This window comes from Geosporobacter subterraneus DSM 17957, assembly GCF_900142145.1.
Lineage (GTDB): Bacteria > Bacillota > Clostridia > Peptostreptococcales > Thermotaleaceae > Geosporobacter > Geosporobacter subterraneus.
This window is the reverse complement of sequence record NZ_FQZV01000003.1, coordinates 71408-87507: the sequence shown is the minus strand read 5'-3', so window position 1 is coordinate 87507 and position 16100 is coordinate 71408. Positions and strand designations below refer to the sequence as shown.

The following is a 16100-nucleotide window of genomic DNA, read 5'->3' as shown; positions in this document are numbered from 1 at the left end:
ACAATATGTAAACTAGTCACTTATGAAATCACCTTCATGCCTTTATGTGTTATTATTGCTAATTTTAAATTTTTATATAAGCAGACAGGGGATGAAATTTTACGTTGCTAAAAAGAAAAAACCTGCAACTTTATCGTTACAGGATTATTTACACTTGCTGCAATACCCAAAAAACTTGACTTTATGGTCGCGGATCTCGAAATTATAATTCTTTTCGATTTCGTTCTCTAAAGCGTCCATTAAATCAACTTCTACTTCAATAACATTTCCGCACTTTAAACAGATCAAATGGTGATGCTGATGATCATCTTGATGGGTATTAAGTTCATAGCGGCTGCATCCGTCGTCAAAATTGATTTTGGATATTACGTCTAATTCGTCCAGTAGTTGTAAAGTTCTGTAAACTGTTGCTAACCCGATTTCCGGACATTTCTCTTTAACCATGTCATAGATTTCTTCTGTACTAAGGTGTTTGCCTTGATTTTCAATAATTGTATCCAGTGTAGCCCGTCTTTGAGGTGTTAATTTATAGCCTTTCTCTTTTAACTGATCCTTAAGACCTTCCATGATTTCTGTCACATCCACACCTTCTTTTCAATTAATAATCTCTGTCATGATTAGTTTAAAGCCTAAATCTGGAAAAGTCAAGGGAAAATAAAAATAATATTGAAAAATGTACAATTTCAATTGAAAATTTCTACACTTTATCTGTGCAATCCTTCTTCCCTAAAGAGCAGCCTTTACAGTCACCGCATTTTGGCGGTTCCTTAATGATGGTATAGCATCTGGGGCATCGTTTTATCGAGTTATCAGCAATTTGATTCCCGCAGGTTTTACAAAGCATTGGCATAAGAGGTTCATCCTTCCCAATTGTATATAAAGGCAATGACATTTATTCTCAATTACAATTTACCATCTTCTGATAGATAAATCAAGTGAAAAATATAGGAATCTCCTTATAAATTTGAATTTCCCCAGGTGCAACTTTACAGATATATGCGTAGAATTCTACACCTGCATGATAGGCCTCCACTACCGCATCTGCAAAATGAGGATCCATCATACGATTCGGTGTAAATGCAATGGCATCTTCCCTTTGAACGATAAAATAGACAGCTCCCCGCATTCCTGCCTGAAGGGCTTCCATTAGTTCCAGTACATGCTTTCTACCTCGCTCTGTAGGAGCATCAGGAAACGATGCCACATGATCCTCCCGCACATAGGTTACACATTTGGCTTCAATAAAGGCTGCATCCCGCTGCCGATGGATAAGAAGGTCAAATCGGCTCTTGCCGAAGGTCACCTCTTTTTTAACAGATGTATAGTCTTTAAAAGCTGGTATACTGTTGCTCTCAAAGCCTTTTTCCAGCAGAATATTTGGCAGCTTCGAATCGATGGAAACCAGAACATCCTCTTTGTAAACCATCAAAAGATCATAGGCGGTTTTTCTTTTTTTATCCTGTACCTGTCTGACGACAATTCTGGCCCCCTCCGTCAGCAGTTCTCTCATCCTCCCAGTATTGGCTATATGGGTTTTCTGAATATCCCCATCAATGAAAATTTCTCCAATAAAACGATTCAATCTCTTTATAAACCTAGCTTCTTTTAATTCGCCTTGTATACGTATTTTCAATTTAAACCCTCCAAGTCTTTCATGCATATATCTGGAAAACCTGCTTCCCTTTCATCGCCTGAGTCTACGCATGAAGATTGCCAATACAGAAATTCTAAAACAGGATTTCAGCAAGGTCACTGAAAAAGTCCAGGTTCTGTCATTCTAAATAAAAGATCGTGGATTAAAGAATTTTTAAAAGCGCTTAATTTCTCAGATCCTTCGCTGCGCTCAGGATGACAAACCAGACTTTTTGCAGTATTTTTGACTTTTTCAGTGGCATTGATTCGAGCGTCCTTTTATTATTCAGGAAAGAGAATTATATTTTGTAGGTCCATAGACAGATTTACAGCTTCCCCTATGGAAAAAATAGTATCTGGCAGCATCAGACACTCTAGCATTTCTTCCCCAAGCTTCACTTTATAATAGATCCGATCCCCTGCAAAACGCATATCTACAATAATAGCAGAGGCATTTCCTTTATCTTTTTTCAATTTAATTTCTTCCGGTCGGATCATCATCCAATAAGTACCGTCTGCTCTTTCTTCTGATTTTAATTCACCGCCGCTATAGTAAAAGATTCCTTTCTCTATCCTGCCCTTTAAATAGTTCTTTTTACCAAGAAAATTGGCTGCTTCCCTATTTTTCGGCATCAGATATATTTCCTCTGGTGTGCCGATCTGCTGTACTTTCCCATCCAACAGCAATACAATTCGGTCTGATGACAATAAAGCTTCTTCCTTATCGTGGGTTACCAATATAGTTGTTATTTTTAGCTTTTTCTGCAACCCGCATACAAAGTCCCGCATGCTTTCCCTAAGCCTTGCGTCTAGATTAGAAAAAGGCTCGTCCAATAGTAGTACCTTAGGTTCTATTGCTAGGGCCCTGGCTAGTGCCACCCTCTGCTTTTGTCCACCGGATAATTCTCTGGGATATTTTTTTTCAAAGCCATGCAACTCAACAAGCTCTAGCATCTCATTAATCTTTTTTGCCTGTTCTTCTCTCCCTTTTCCTGCCATCCGCAAACCAAAACCAATATTGTTCCAGACATTTAAATGAGGAAACAGCAAGTAATCCTGAAATACCATGACCGTACCCCTTCTTTCAACCGGTATATTTAGGATAGAGTTGCCATCGAAGAGGAGTTGTCCTCCATCAGGCGGAAGGAGTCCTGCAATGATTTTCAGCAGAGTCGTTTTTCCACAGCCGGAAGGGCCCAATAATGAAACTAATTCCCCCTTACGAACAGAAAAATTGATTTCATTTAAAACAATTTTTTGATCAAAATGCTTGGATATATTGATGAGTTGCAATTCATTCATGATTAAACCGTCCAATCTTTTAAAGATAAAAATAATCCTGGGTATTTAAATGAGTTCTTAAGATTTTATTTATAAGGAGAAAAAAAATAAGGGTTATAGCGATAAAGATCAGGCTAAGGGCAGATGCAATGGCCCGATCACCGCTTTCGATAAACGGAAACAGAACCATGGATAAGGTAATGATTTTTCCTCCACCGACCAAATAGGTTAAGAAGTATTGGCTAAAGGAAATGATAAAAACTAAGCTGCCTGCAGAAACTAATCCCGGTGCCAACAATGGCAGCATAACATGGAACTGTGTCTGTAAACGGTTGGCTCCAAGTATTCTCGCCTGCTGCTCCATCCTCGTGCCTAAGGCCTCATATACATTGGTGAGAATTCGCACAGCATAAGGTATGCAGGGGATCAGATGAACCAATAATATTCCCCAAAAGGTATCGGCTAAGCCCATTTGGATGAATTTCACATGGATTCCCATGGCCACAGCAAGAGGTGGCACGATGATGGGCGATAAAATAAAGATTTGTATAGCTTTTTTTCCTTTAAAATTATGCTGGCCTATTGCCTTTGCCGCCGGAAGACTTACCAACAGCGTTACAAAGGTAACGGCCAGAGATAGGAAGAAACTAAAGCACAAAATTTTCAATATTTTCGTATGGGGATCAATAATATATCGCCATCCCCTTAGGCCAACATCTTTTGGAATGAGATCAGGCCATGGCCAAGTTTTTGTAAAGGACCAAATCAGTAAAATAAAAATCGGTAATGTTAGCAGGAAAACAATAGAATACAGGAGGATTTCCTGAACCCACTTACGTTCTCTCATATTGATCACCTATCATATTGAAGAATGAGATTAAAAAGTTTAGTATAGAGCATTGTAAGCAGAATACATATAAATGTAATACACATTAAGATTACCATGGTATAGGGCCTATTGGTCATATCAGGATGAATATAGTTAATATAAGCCATGACCGGCAATGCCTTGGGAAAAGTTGGACCGATCAAGTAAGGAACTTCAAAAGCTCCAAAAGAAAAAGCGAAAATGATAATAAAGGCGGAGGATATAGTAGGCAGCAGCAAAGGTAACAGTACATGAATGAAAATTTGACGTCTGTTTGCACCTAAATTAGCCGCTGCATCGGCTAATTTGCTATTGATTTTGCTCATAACTGTATAGACTACCATAGTGATGAAGGGTACTTCCTTCCATATATAAGTAATAATAATCCCGAAACCTCTTTTATCAAATACCAGCTTTGAAAATTGAGAAGAGTCTTGAATCAAATCAAGATGATAAAACAATCTGGCAAGAATTCCACTGTCAAAGAATATATTCAACATGAGCAGCACTGCAACCGTATGAGGAACAATAATAGGAAGCTTGTAAAATATGCTTACAAGCTTCTCTGAATTATTTTTTTGAATCAAAAGATATGAAAGCAATACACCTATGCCCACGGAGAACAGCGAAGATACAAAGGATGTATACAAGCTAAAAGCTAAAGCAGTTAGAAAACTGCTATCCCTTAGAACCTCCCTATAGTAGAATAATGTAATGTTTCTAAGACCAACTACGGGAAAATAGCCAAGGCTCTGTGCCAAAGCCATAGATAAGCCTCCGATAAATATACCTGATAGGATCATTAGAACGGGAGCTAGAAGTATATAGGGTTTTAAGGTTCTGCTATTCAATGCTACTCACCCTTTTTTGATAGTACCTGTACCCAAATCTCTTCAATGCGTGGAATAAATCGTGCAGGCATTTCCGGCACACGATGTTCCATTAATATATTCTGCGGAATTCCACCCTTGCCCAATGGAATACTATCAAACACCTGCTTTTCTTCCTGTGAGAGCTTGTTATAGTCTAGCACTGGAAGATCTCCCCACTGTTCAGGATTGTATTTAGAAATCTGTGCCTCAAAGCCTTCGATATAATTTATGGTTACCATAGCCCCGGCTTTGTTTTGTGCATTAAAGGGGATTGCTAAAAAATGGGTATTTCCAATGTTACCCTTATCAAATACAAAGGTATCTGTGGTCTCTGAAAACTCTCCATCTGTTATTCTTCCTGAAGCATAATAAGGGGTGTAGCTCATCCCGAATAAAACTTCACCATCAGCAAACATATTATTCAGCTGGGCCACTGTAGCAGGATAGGTTTCGCCCTTTCTCCACAGATAGGGCTTCAATTCTCTTAAATAGTCCATACCAGGAGCTACATTGTTTTCCAAAGCGCCATCTTCTAAGGTTTGGAAGGTTTCGTAGCCGCATACATCATATATAATGTTTCTGACAAAAGCACTGCCGGTAAAATCAGGAGGTGCAGGATAGGTGATTTTTCCTGGATACTTTTTTGCCAGTTCTAGCAGTTCTATATGGTTTTTCGGTGGGGCATCAATCTTGGCCCTATCATATATGAATACCAGCTGTGCTTTTCCATAGGGCGCTTCGTAGCCTTCAACCGGATAACCAAAATCGTATTTAACATCCTCTTCATCAAGATTGATATATTTCTGTGCATTTGGCAGTTTATCTAAAAATGGCCCAAAGAGCAATTCGTTGTTTTTAGCTGTGTAAAAGTTTTCTCCGTTGATCCAGAGTACATCTATACTTCCCTTTTCATTACCCACCTGTTTGTCTCCCAAAAGTTTATTTAAGAAGTCTTCTGCATTCATCGGCACCCTATTGAGCGTAATATCATAGTTGTCCTTTAATGCAGGTGCGATAACCGTATCCAGCCATCTATTTACCTTTTCATCGCCACCCCATCCGTAAAAGTTTACCACCGATCCTTTTGCCGCCGATTCTACCTCTGACCACTCCATATCCAAGACATCTTTGGATACTGGAGTAGATACCTTGCTGCTGCATCCAATGATGGATATGCTGAGTAGTCCTATTAATAAAAATATCAAAATCCTTTTTTTCATGATTGTCACCTCATCAAATAGTTTTTTACAAAAAAAAAATAACAGTTATTTGCCAAAAATTTTATATGCCTCATAAAAGCGTTGTGCTCCTGTATAGAGGATCATGATCGTAAATAGATTGATGAATACTATCCGTAAGTCAGGGAAAAGCATAATCAAAGAAAAAACGATAAAGGTTTCAGTTCGTTCTGCTAGTCCAGCTTGATAATAAAATGCTTTTTCACTCTTTCTATCGCTTAAGGCACCTACTGTTAGGAAAATAGAGAAGGAAAAAATAATAGATGATAACAAAAACATCAGCGACATCCTTGCATCATGATATTTCAAAGCTAGGGATAATATAATACCAATTTCTACAATTCTGTCAAAAATAATGTCCATTAATGCTCCAAGTTCACTGCTTTGGCCGGTTAATCTTGCAATGGAGCCGTCTATTACATCAAAAAAACCTGAAATCCATAACAGTAGTAATGCAATCCAAGCTAGATCATAGTAAAGCATTATAGAACTAAAAATTCCAAAAATTAAAGCTAACACTGTGATTTGTTTTGGTGTTAACATAGTTTTGATAAAAACCCTTGCAATTTGATTAAAAACTGGCTGCACATACACTCTTGCTTTCGTATCTAACAAGTAGTATCCTCCATTCGTGAAATCATTAAATCAACTATCTACTATTATAATATAATTATTTCTAAAGTGTTTATAGAAAAAAACTATAGTTTTCTTCAAACTATAGTTTATCTCTATTAGCAGCTTACTCATATTCCTCATCGTTTTCTTCTTCCTGCATCAATTCTTCATATGCAGCTGCTACTGCATTGAATTCTTCGTCATCTTCTACACACTCTAAAGAATAGCTGCCGTTCTCTTCGATCATTCTGAAGATGAACGCTTCCTCACTATCTCCATCTAAAGGAAGCAGGATTGCGTATTCGCTTTCATTTACTTCCAGTGTGGCAATAACCTCAAAATCTGTTTCTTTTCCTTCCTCATCAAGAAGGGTTACAATATTTTCGTTCTCCATTTTTTCACCCCTTTCACCTGCGACTATCCAGGTATCCCTGTAGAATATATGTGGCTGCCACCATATCGATTACTGTTTTTCGCTTCTCCCTGCGCATATCTGCTTCAATTAGGGATCTTTCAGCGGCAACAGTAGTAAGTCGCTCATCCCATAGAATGATCTCTACTTTAAAACGGTTTTTTAACCCTTCCACAAACTCTAGAACTTTCTCTCCTTGAGGCCCAATGGTACCATTCATGTTTTTAGGCAGGCCTACTATAATTTTGCTGACGTCCTTTTCCTTAATCAGTTCGCCGATCCTTGCATAATCGGCTTTTTTTTTGGTTCTTCTAATGGTCTCAAGGCCTTGGGCGGTAAGGCCCAATAAATCACTTACTGCAACGCCGATCGTTTTATCTCCAACATCCAATCCCATAGCACGCATATAAAACTCCTCACTTTATACAATTTTAATACAGAAATTAGGACAATAGCTGCTGCAATACCCACATAAAACACAGGTTTTAGGGTCAACAGTCAAAATATTATTCTTAATGGCTAAAGACTTTTGACTGCATTTTGGAATACAAGCGCCACATGTTTCACACCATTTATCAATATGGAGCCTTCTGGGCATTGTGTTGATTTTATCTTGTAATGCTTTCGGTATAGAAATACCTTTAAACCGCATAACATTAGCCTGCACTTCCTCTATAGTCTGCATTCCGACGGCAACAGCATCTAAAAATGGCAGGTTCAATACAAACTGAAAGCATTGATCTGCATCATGAATAAGATTGCCTCCACCAAGAGGCTTCATTCCATAAATTCCCTTTCCTCTTTGATGAGCTGTTTCGAGGGCTTCTATCATTTCCTTTATAGAGCCGTCCTGTATACCCAGTCCTGTCATATTTATGATCGGGTGTATGATGTCGATCTCATCTATTTCAGCAGCAGCTCTAACCGCTGCAATGTGGTGGGTAGAAATTCCCACTGCCTTTAGAATACCAGCTTCCTTCATACTTTTGAAATACTCTAAGGCTTCCATGTGTCCCCTAATAGTATGTTCATTTTCCTGTTCATGCAACAAAAAAATATCAATTTGATCCAAGTCAAGTTCTTTGCGTGCCATATTCAGACTGGCTTCTGCAGTTCCTTTGTCATAAGCGTAAGACTTGGTTGCTATAACCAGCTTCTGCCTGTCCATGGCTTTTATCGCTCTACGAATATGGGGATAGGTCTGATAAAGCTCCGCTGTATCTATAAAATTTACGCCTAGGGAAAAGGCTTCTTGAATAATAGCAGCCCCTGCCTCTACGGTCATATTAGCCTGTAGGGGTCCGATAGTCAATGCACCAAAGCACAGCCTTGAAACCTGTATGCCTGAACGTCCTAAAGTTCTATATTCTAAGCTAGACATCGGTATGGTTCTCCTTTGGAATGTAAAAAGTTAAAAACAACATACTCATGGCTAAGAAAATAATTCCCGTCGCAGAAGCTACAACGCCAGAGTCATTTACAAGAAATCCTACAACACAAGCTGTAACGATGCCTGCCCATCCGATAGAGAGGTTTGGGTACGCTTTAAAGAGTCTATTGATGGCACCAACCGGCCGGTAGAACAATACAGCCAGTATTAAAATCGTGCTGATCAAAACCTTACTCCAGATCGTAACACGGATTAACCTTAGATTCATAGCCAGCTTTCGATTTGCGATTAAAAAAATGGTTCCGGGTCCCTCACTAAAGATCTGTTGAATAGCACCGGCTAAATGAGATTTTGCACCTAAAACATTGATGTCGATAAAGGCCATCACTGCCACGACAAAAACAGTGGAAAATCCTATAATAAGGATTTGTTTCAGACGAATACGAACATTAAATAGCCGCAAAGATGAAAATACAAAAGCTGCAACGGCCGTAATGGTGCCACCTACATTGGCGCCTAAACCGGGAAAACCTACGATTACTGTTGTACAGACAAATATTAATAAGGTCAAATATCTGCTTGTTTTAAACCTATCTATTATCGCTGTTGCAAATACTAGAGTTGAACCGATCAAAACCCCCATATATTCATTCCCTATTCCATAATAACGGGCTCCAATGATTGGATCATATCCCAACAGGGAGGTTTTGATCAACCGTCCGTGGGTAGCTATATCTAGCAGCAGCCCAATGGTGGTCAAGGCAGAAAGAATCAGAAGAGGATCCAGTCGATGTCTGCTGATTTTTTTAGCTCCGTAGGTAATAAGGACGGTAATAACAATCATCCAGGTAAATACCAGAAACAGATTTCTTTTCGCAAACAAAGAAAGAATCAATAATACAAAGGGTACTGTCATTGTACTTAACAATAGATTCATGAACCCACTTACCCATTTGCTATTGAGCCTGTCCTTCAATAAAATCAGTATTAATGCTGAGATGGAGATTAGTATCTCAAAAATTGCAAAGGTTGTTAATACGGGATATCTAAACTCTGATGTAGCAATAATATCCTGATTAATATTCATCAGCCACTCCAGGTTGCCAGCTCTTTCAAGATAAGCTAAGGGTCTTCCGGTCATACTTTCACTTTGTACCCCTAAATATTCTACAATACTGGGTGCTAAGTCTACGTTACCTACAACCCCTTCACGCCTGGTGGTATTCGATGTCAATATTCCTGGTCGGATTCCGTCACCTACTGCTAAAATGGGCGTCAGCCTGTCACCTGCTTTAATATTAGACGCAGAGGGATAAGGGGTTACTACATATAGTCTCGTATTTGAAAAATCAATGTGCTCCAGGAGTTGGACCATATAAGCATCTAACTCCCTCAGTGTTTTCACCCTATGATTCATATAAGCCTGATCCGTCATATTGTCCCGGTAGCGTTCCAGCCGATAGATGTCTCCAATGTCTATGACTGTCAACCCGGCTTTTTCATAAGCCTCAATAAATGCTTCAAGCATTCTCTGATAATTATTCTTTAAACCAAATGGATATAGATCATCCTTTATTAAAGTGCCTTGACTCACATCTCCATAATCCACAAAGCCCAGCTCATCCATGGCAATAAGTGGGGCCAAACGTACCGATGCATCTGAGATATCACTGTTTCCGATTGCTGCAGTCTTTATTTTCTTTTCATGCAGTGCTTGTCCCAGAGCTCCTGCAACAGCACCATATTCTCCTGCAGTATTTAGCCTTTGCAGCTTTGCCATATCTTGATTTACGATACCTTCAGCTCCCGGATCCGTGCCCATTCTGCGCAGGTAAATCTCTCTATTGTCTTCATTGATATTTACAAAATGTATGGAATCAGAGGATGCTTCAGCGCGAACGCCTGAACCAAGGGTTGTATAAGCTTTAAATATATTGGCTCTCGTAGAAGTCCGATTGTTCATCAGACCGATAGAGCCTTGGTCAATTAGCTTCTTTATGGTAGGAAGCTTTTCAAGATCTTGAAAGTTTACTTCGTTTATAGCCACAACAACTACTCTTTTATCTATGGCAGGTTCACTATAGGAGCTCATCCCAGATAAAAGAAGCAGTAGCACAACCATGCAAATGGTTTTATTTAACTTGTTATACAATATTTATCTCTCCTATTTATTTTCTAAATAGCTCTTTAACAATTCTTCCAATAGTTCATCTCTTTCAAGCTGGCGAATTAAGCTTCTTGCATTGTTATGACTGGTAATATAGGTTGGGTCGCCGGATAAAATATAGCCCACCAGCTGATTAATGGGATTATACCCTTTCTCTTTTAAAGACTTATACACATTTTTTAATATTTCCTCTGCCTGATTTACTTTTTCTTTATCCACATTAAACTTCATTGTGAGATTAAATTTTTCATTCATTGTTACCCGCTCCTTTCTTTTATATATTACTATTATTCGCTGTGATTATGCATAATCCTGTCCAATTGCAGATTTATAAAGAATAAAAGGACATTAGCGGAACAGCACAGGGGCTGTTCCCTACATAATGTTAAATTTCTAAATCACATATCTATATAGATTTACGCCTCTACAACAAGATGTTGTTTTGTAGGGGACAACCTATGTGTCTGCCCGCTTTTTCGGGACGACACATAGGTCGTCCCCTACATTTATCTTTCATTTTACTGGCGTTTATCTATATAGATTATATACCTTTTATACTATTATTTAAGCTGAGATCTTACTAATTCTTCAACTTTTTGCAGTGCTTCCTCCAGCTTGGCCACGTCCTTTGCCCCAGCCTGAGCCATGTTTGGACGTCCGCCGCCGCCACCGCCAGCGATTTTGGCAACTTCCTTAATAATGTTTCCGGCATGGATACCTTGCTTGACTGCATCGTCAGTAGCCATAGCAACAAAATTCACTTTATCCTGATCTGCTGTTCCTAATACTACTACCCCTGATCCGATGCGGTCTCTTACTTTATCAGCAAGATTTCTCAAACTATCCATATCTAATCCTTCCAGCCTGTAGGATACCACCTTTAGATCTTTAATTCGATAAGCATTTTCTAGAATTTCATCAATAGAACCACTAGCCAACTTGAGCTTCAAAGCCTCAAGCTCTTTTTGGGCTCCCTTTAATTCCTGAATGAGTGACTCTGTTTTATGAACTAGCTCTTTTTCACTTGTTTTTAACAGCTTGGAGAGTTCACTCAGTTTGTTTTCCTTTTCTTTAATGGTTTCATAAGCCTTAAGTCCGGTTACTGCCTCTATTCTTCTGACACCGGCAGCCACTCCGCCTTCGCTGATAATCTTAAATATTCCGATTTGACCGATATTCTCAATATGCGTACCGCCGCACAATTCTATACTATAGCCATCGATAGATACAACCCTTACCGTATTTCCATACTTTTCACCAAATAGGGCTGTGGCGCCTATTTTCTTAGCTTCCTCTAAAGACATATTTTCTGCTTTTACACCAAGGCCCATCAATATTCTTTCATTAATAGATTCCTCAATACGGTCTATTTCTTCTGTGGTAAGGGCTTGGAAATGGCTGAAGTCAAAGCGCAGACGATCAGGTGTAACATAAGAACCTGCCTGCTCAACGTGCTGTCCAACTGTTTCCTTCAGTGCTTTATGCAGCAGATGGGTAGCCGTATGATTTCTTTCTGTAGCCTTTCGAAGCTCCCTATCAACAATAGCTTTTATTTGCGTATTTACGGCTAGTGTTCCCTCCACTACTTTACCATAATGGAGAATTCTTTCATTGTTTCCTTTTCTACAATCAAATATTTCCACTTTCACGGCTTCATTTTCCATAAAACCTTTATCTCCGATTTGTCCGCCTCCCTCCGGATAAAAGGGTGTTCGGTCGAGAATCAGGATAACTTCGTCATTTTGCATGGCAGTATCCACTGCCTCTCCATTTTTCATAATGGCCAGCACTTTGCCTTCTGTTTGTGTATTGCCATAGCCTTCAAAGGTTGATCGGATGTCCGCACTAAGCTTTGAAAAAATATCTTCCTTCCAGCCTTCATCCTCCATGTTTTGTCTTGCTGATCTAGCCCGTACCCGTTGCTTCTCCATTTCTTCTTTAAAGCCTGCCTCATCAATCTCAATTCTCTCTTCTTCAAGGATTTCCTTTGTTAGTTCGATAGGAAAACCATAGGTGTCGTATAGTTTAAATGCATTTTCACCTGAAAGGCAGGTCTTCTTCTGCTGCTTCAATTCTTCTACAAAGCCTCTAAGTATCTCACTGCCCTGATCAATGGTTTCACGGAACCGGTCTTCCTCTACAGAGATTACCTTTTTAATGTATTCCTGTTTCTCTATAAGTTCCGGATAAGCCTGGCCGGATACAGCAATCACACGGTCTACCAAAGCTGTAAGGAATGTATCCTGAATTCCTAATTGTTTTCCATGTTTGGCAGCTCTACGGAGTAATCTGCGTAGTACATAACCCCTTCCCTCGTTGCTTGGCATAATACCGTCGCTTACCATAAAGGTTACGGAACGAATATGGTCTGTTATAATACGGATAGAAATATCACTCTTAGAGCTTACACCATATTTTTGATTGGACAGGGTAGTAACGCCTTCTAAAATTTGCTGCATTGTATCAACTTCAAAAATAGAATCTACTCCCTGCATGATGCAAGCAACTCTTTCTAATCCCATTCCGGTATCAATATTAGGCTTTGGCAGTGGATTGTAGTTGCCCTGCTCATCTTTGTCGAATTGGGTAAATACATGGTTCCAAAACTCAACGTATCGGTCACAGTCACAGCCTGGTTTACAGTTCTCGTGACCGCAGCCATATTTTTCCCCACGGTCGAAATAGATCTCCGAGCATGGTCCGCATGGTCCTAGCCCGATCTCCCAAAAGTTGTCGGCTTTTCCTAATCGAACAATACGTTCGGCCGGTACGCCAATTGTTTTATTCCATATCTCATAGGCATCATCATCCTGCTCATATACGCTGACCCACAGCTTTTCTACCGGCATTTTTAAATGCTCCGTTACATATTCCCAGCCCCACTGGATTGATTCTACTTTAAAATAGTCACCAAAGGAGAAGTTTCCTAACATCTCAAAAAAAGTGCCGTGGCGGGCTGTTTTGCCTACATTTTCAATGTCTCCTGTACGTATGCACTTCTGACAGGTAACCATTCTCTTGTTAGGCGGCGTGTCAATTCCCATAAAAAAGGGTTTCAGAGGAGCCATACCGGAATTAATCAGCAGCAAACTCTTATCATTTTCAGGTACTAAGGAATAGCTTTTTCCTACATAATGGTTCTTACTGGCAAAAAAATTTAAAAAAGAACTGCGAATATCATTTAAACTCATTTTTTCCATACTTACGCCCTCCATATCTCTTGTGTTATTTTAATCATTTACAAAAAATAAACTCTCGTTCCTACAATATAGGGACGAGAGTGCTCTCGCGGTACCACCCTACTTACCAAAATGGTCTCTCCAGTACAGTTCAATACCTGACAGATAACGGCTGTCTTCCGCTGATTCTTACTAAAATAGATTCAGAACCATGGCTCAAAAGCTGCTTCTAATAAGGACTGTTAGAAATCTCTCAGCCAAAGGATTTCCTCTCTGCATACACTCTCTTATTATACTCCTCTTTATCATTGCCTTTGTTTACTATTCATGTCTAGATTATAATGGAATTAGCTATTTTTGTCAATTCATGAAAGTATCATATAATCTTTTTAGTATCTCACTATTCTCTCAATGATATGATGAAAAATTATTTTAATACTGGCTGCAACGGGGACTGCAAACAGCATTCCTAATATTCCATAGAGCATATTGCCAACGATCAGTACAAGGATGACCATAATGGGATGAAGCCCTACGCTTTCCCCCACAATTTTAGGGGAAATAATAGCACTTTCAATCTGCTGGATTACGGTAAAGGCTATGATAACCCAAATGGCTTTAGATGGTTCATCTAATAGAGCGATGATCACTCCCGGAATTGATCCGATAATGGGTCCAAAGTAAGGAATAATGTTGGATAGCCCTGCAATAAAACCGATTAGAAAAGCAAATTCAACCTTTATAATCAACATGGCAGCTATGCTTAAAACACCTACGGCTGCAGCAACGATCAATTGTCCCCGGATAAAGCGGCTGATGAGTATATCTATATCTCTGGCAATATCAAGAATAGCTGTCCGCCCAGATTTAGGCAGCAATAGTATAATTTTTTTCTTAAAATGAGAAGCATCCTTTAAGAAATAGAAGGTAAACACAGGAATCAGCACCAGTGTTACTAAATGGGTAAATATATTGAAGATACGAGTAGTAATATTTCTAAAGAAGTTCACTAAATATACTTGAATACGGGTAAGGTTTTCTGTTATGGCCTCCTCTACGCCGATAAATTCTGGCGGCAAGTATTCAATTTGATCCACTTTGCTGTAAATTTTGTTCATAAGTTCTCCAGCCTGTCTGGAGTATATAGGAAGTAAATCGATCAGTCTTCCCATTTCTCTGGATATTTTAGGCGTGATCGTAAATAGTATAAAGAATATTGTAGCAGTTAGTATTGAATAGACGATGATCACTGCCCATATCCTTGAAATATTGTGCTTGCTGATTTGATTAACAATAGGATTTAGGAGATAAGCTAAAAGAACTGACCAACCCAAAGGTGGAAGTACCTGCCAAATAATACTTCGAAAATTGTACAACAGGCCAAAAAATAAGATACCTGCAAGCCCTAATGAAAAATAATAGAAATGTTTTTTGCTGATTCTAATTTTTTTCTGTTGATCAATAAAGTGATTGCCAATGTTAACTAAATAATAAACGGAAAATCCTAAAAGTAAGAGTAATAAGATATTTATTCCAGCTACGATAAGTAAAAAAAAATAAAAAGCAGGCTTAACTTCTAAAAAGTTTTGTAAATATAATCCCAGATTGCCCATCAAAATTTCTCCCTAAAGCTTTATTGAAAGCAGCTAAGAGACCTTAGCTGCTTTATAATTTACTTAAACATATCCATTGATTGTGCCATGCCCATCATAGAGACTGCACTTTTAAGCATTTTATTACCTCTTTTCATCATTCTTTTTCTTTGTCGCGGACTCATCCTAGAGTAAGCAAATAGCCCGGCAGTTGCACCAATAAGCCCACCGGTTAGCATTCCTGACATAAATCGATCTCTCATGCCCATCCTCCTTTTTCATTATTGGTAATCTGTGTCTTAATTATTCCAATGACAATATTTTTTTTAATCCTCCGGTATGGTACTGCACTTCGTTCTTCATTTCCTGTGGTACGATTACAGAGAAATCCTTAAAGGATACTGAATCGACCAAGGGCAACAGGGGCCTTCCTTCAATCAGATCATGAAATAATCCGTCTGTAAGAATCAAGGCAGTGATTTTTCCCCTATCAATGTCAAATAATAAATCTTGAACCATGCCAATGTTTTGTCCTTCTTCGGTTAAAACCTCTAAATCCAGAATGTCCTGTCGCCCGTGAAATTGGAATGATGCTTTGTAATGGATAGGAACATGCTCTACAAAGCTGCTTTTCTGAACAGTAATTACATTATCATCAAAACTTGATATATTATGATAATGGATGAATCTACAGCTGTGCATCAGGCCTCCCTCATCTACAAGAAGAGCCTTTAAATTCATAGTCTGCTGATCAAACAAAATATCTTTTACTTTTCCTTTTTTGCTATTATCTTCTAAACAGATTACAGGTAAGCCTATAATGTCACTCCCTCTTTTTAACATTGATTACACCA

General features: G+C 38.9%; 16 protein-coding genes and 1 other annotated feature. All 16 genes read right to left on the bottom strand.

The features are described from left to right. Window positions 1-144 precede the first annotated feature (144 nt). The 16 genes from BUB56_RS00445 to BUB56_RS00370 all read right to left on the bottom strand — a co-directional run bounded on the left by BUB56_RS00445 (window position 145) and on the right by BUB56_RS00370 (window position 16089). Window positions 145-579, bottom strand: a complete 435-nt coding sequence (locus BUB56_RS00445; protein ID WP_110939407.1) for a Fur family transcriptional regulator — start codon at window positions 577-579, stop codon at window positions 145-147. Window positions 580-931: 352 nt separating this feature from the next. Beyond that, window positions 932-1633, bottom strand: coding sequence for a DNA/RNA nuclease SfsA (sfsA, locus tag BUB56_RS00440; RefSeq protein ID WP_110939406.1), 702 nt, complete (start codon window positions 1631-1633; stop codon window positions 932-934). A 281-nt stretch (window positions 1634-1914) separates the two neighbouring features. Beyond that, window positions 1915-2934 (bottom strand): ABC transporter ATP-binding protein, encoded by a 1020-nt coding sequence (locus BUB56_RS00435; RefSeq protein ID WP_110939405.1) that lies wholly within the window; start codon window positions 2932-2934, stop codon window positions 1915-1917. Between the two features lie 19 nt (window positions 2935-2953). Beyond that, complete coding sequence (locus BUB56_RS00430) at window positions 2954-3760, bottom strand: ABC transporter permease (RefSeq protein WP_110939404.1); 807 nt, start codon at window positions 3758-3760, stop codon at window positions 2954-2956. Between the two features lie 5 nt (window positions 3761-3765). Then, window positions 3766-4632 carry an ABC transporter permease gene (locus BUB56_RS00425; RefSeq protein ID WP_242946179.1) on the bottom strand — a complete coding sequence of 289 codons (867 nt, stop codon included), beginning with the start codon at window positions 4630-4632 and terminating at the stop codon, window positions 3766-3768. A 2-nt stretch (window positions 4633-4634) separates the two neighbouring features. Next, window positions 4635-5873: an ABC transporter substrate-binding protein gene (locus tag BUB56_RS00420; protein WP_110939403.1), complete on the bottom strand. Its 1239-nt coding sequence runs from the start codon at window positions 5871-5873 to the stop codon at window positions 4635-4637. A gap of 45 nt (window positions 5874-5918) precedes the next feature. Further along, window positions 5919-6506, bottom strand: a complete 588-nt coding sequence (locus BUB56_RS00415; protein ID WP_110939402.1) for a CDP-alcohol phosphatidyltransferase family protein — start codon at window positions 6504-6506, stop codon at window positions 5919-5921. A gap of 124 nt (window positions 6507-6630) precedes the next feature. Further along, window positions 6631-6900, bottom strand: coding sequence for a DUF1292 domain-containing protein (locus BUB56_RS00410; protein ID WP_110939401.1), 270 nt, complete (start codon window positions 6898-6900; stop codon window positions 6631-6633). Between the two features lie 13 nt (window positions 6901-6913). Next, window positions 6914-7324, bottom strand: a complete 411-nt coding sequence (ruvX, locus tag BUB56_RS00405; RefSeq protein WP_110939400.1) for a Holliday junction resolvase RuvX — start codon at window positions 7322-7324, stop codon at window positions 6914-6916. A gap of 15 nt (window positions 7325-7339) precedes the next feature. Beyond that, the gene (locus tag BUB56_RS00400) at window positions 7340-8299 is read right to left on the bottom strand and encodes an aldo/keto reductase (RefSeq protein ID WP_110939399.1); all 960 of its coding nucleotides are present in this window, start codon (window positions 8297-8299) and stop codon (window positions 7340-7342) included. Beyond that, window positions 8292-10460, bottom strand: coding sequence for a hypothetical protein (locus tag BUB56_RS00395; protein ID WP_110939398.1), 2169 nt, complete (start codon window positions 10458-10460; stop codon window positions 8292-8294). The genes BUB56_RS00400 and BUB56_RS00395 overlap by 8 nt, the downstream gene beginning before the upstream one ends. A 12-nt stretch (window positions 10461-10472) precedes the next feature. Beyond that, window positions 10473-10730 (bottom strand): IreB family regulatory phosphoprotein, encoded by a 258-nt coding sequence (locus BUB56_RS00390; RefSeq protein ID WP_110939397.1) that lies wholly within the window; start codon window positions 10728-10730, stop codon window positions 10473-10475. 305 nt (window positions 10731-11035) lie between these two features. Then, on the bottom strand, window positions 11036-13675 hold the full coding sequence (gene alaS / locus BUB56_RS00385) for an alanine--tRNA ligase (RefSeq protein WP_110939396.1): 2640 nt from the start codon (window positions 13673-13675) through the stop codon (window positions 11036-11038). 67 nt (window positions 13676-13742) lie between these two features. Continuing rightward, window positions 13743-13972: a binding site (T-box leader), on the bottom strand. A 71-nt stretch (window positions 13973-14043) separates the two neighbouring features. Next, the gene (locus tag BUB56_RS00380) at window positions 14044-15267 is read right to left on the bottom strand and encodes an AI-2E family transporter (protein WP_110939395.1); all 1224 of its coding nucleotides are present in this window, start codon (window positions 15265-15267) and stop codon (window positions 14044-14046) included. Between the two features lie 59 nt (window positions 15268-15326). Then, complete coding sequence (locus BUB56_RS00375) at window positions 15327-15509, bottom strand: YtxH domain-containing protein (protein ID WP_110939394.1); 183 nt, start codon at window positions 15507-15509, stop codon at window positions 15327-15329. Window positions 15510-15549: 40 nt separating this feature from the next. Further along, window positions 15550-16089, bottom strand: coding sequence for a PRC-barrel domain-containing protein (locus BUB56_RS00370; RefSeq protein ID WP_110939393.1), 540 nt, complete (start codon window positions 16087-16089; stop codon window positions 15550-15552). Between the last annotated feature and the right edge of the window lie 11 nt (window positions 16090-16100).

What these genes read in the sequence shown, in the direction of transcription:
- BUB56_RS00435 (WP_110939405.1), bottom strand. Translation starts at nt 2,934, where the DNA reads ATGAATGAATTGCAACTCATCAATATATCCAAGCATTTTGATCAAAAA.
- BUB56_RS00430 (WP_110939404.1), bottom strand. Translation starts at nt 3,760, where the DNA reads ATGAGAGAACGTAAGTGGGTTCAGGAAATCCTCCTGTATTCTATTGTT.
- BUB56_RS00420 (WP_110939403.1), bottom strand. Translation starts at nt 5,873, where the DNA reads ATGAAAAAAAGGATTTTGATATTTTTATTAATAGGACTACTCAGCATA.
- BUB56_RS00410 (WP_110939401.1), bottom strand. Translation starts at nt 6,900, where the DNA reads ATGGAGAACGAAAATATTGTAACCCTTCTTGATGAGGAAGGAAAAGAA.
- ruvX (WP_110939400.1), bottom strand. Translation starts at nt 7,324, where the DNA reads ATGCGTGCTATGGGATTGGATGTTGGAGATAAAACGATCGGCGTTGCA.
- BUB56_RS00400 (WP_110939399.1), bottom strand. Translation starts at nt 8,299, where the DNA reads ATGTCTAGCTTAGAATATAGAACTTTAGGACGTTCAGGCATACAGGTT.
- BUB56_RS00390 (WP_110939397.1), bottom strand. Translation starts at nt 10,730, where the DNA reads ATGAATGAAAAATTTAATCTCACAATGAAGTTTAATGTGGATAAAGAA.
- alaS (WP_110939396.1), bottom strand. Translation starts at nt 13,675, where the DNA reads ATGGAAAAAATGAGTTTAAATGATATTCGCAGTTCTTTTTTAAATTTT.
- BUB56_RS00380 (WP_110939395.1), bottom strand. Translation starts at nt 15,267, where the DNA reads ATGGGCAATCTGGGATTATATTTACAAAACTTTTTAGAAGTTAAGCCT.
- BUB56_RS00375 (WP_110939394.1), bottom strand. Translation starts at nt 15,509, where the DNA reads ATGAGAGATCGATTTATGTCAGGAATGCTAACCGGTGGGCTTATTGGT.
- BUB56_RS00370 (WP_110939393.1), bottom strand. Translation starts at nt 16,089, where the DNA reads ATGTTAAAAAGAGGGAGTGACATTATAGGCTTACCTGTAATCTGTTTA.